Raw genomic sequence first — 607 nt, 5'->3', positions numbered from 1 at the left:
AACCCCGACGAGGTGCGTGAGCGCCGGTTCGGCGGCATCGTTCGTGTCTCGCAGCAGGGCGCAATCAACCCGATCATCTCGCCCAACGTCTCGGACATCGCTTTCAACGGCATCGCCGCGGTCGACAAGGTCATCGAGCGGCGCACGGGCGTGTCACAGGCCACCGCCAGCCTCGACGAGACCGCGCTCAACCCGCAGACGGCCACCGCCTCGCAGCTCGAGCACGATGCCGGCTATGCCCGGGTCGAGATGATCGCCCGCAACATGGCGCGGATGGGCCTGCGCCCACTGTTCCGGAAGATGCTGAAGCTGGTGGTTGCCAATCAGGACCGCGCCCGCACGATCCGCCTGCGCGACGAGTGGGTGGAGTTTGACCCCCGGTCCTGGGATGCCGGGATGGACGTCGACATCAACCTCGGTCTCGGCACCGGCTCGCGTGAGCGCGATCTGGCCATGCTGGGTCAGGTGCTTAGCCAGCAGGAACTGGTGATCAAGCAGTTTGGCCTGACCAACCCGGTTTGCGGCGTTCCGGAGATCGTCGGCACGCTGCAGAAAATGGTCGAGGCGTCCGGCATGCGGAACCCCGAGCAGTTCTTCAAGATGCCGG

1 pseudogene is annotated in these 607 nt (G+C 65.9%); it reads left to right on the top strand.

From position 1 onward, the window contains the following. Positions 1–607: pseudogene (locus FV233_RS30805) on the top strand (hypothetical protein); the annotation flags it as partial.

This window comes from Methylobacterium sp. WL7 (assembly GCF_008040085.1).
In the GTDB taxonomy this organism is placed as follows: domain Bacteria; phylum Pseudomonadota; class Alphaproteobacteria; order Rhizobiales; family Beijerinckiaceae; genus Methylobacterium; species Methylobacterium mesophilicum.
Note: the sequence above shows the minus strand (reverse complement) of the source record. Positions and strands in the feature narration are given on the sequence as shown.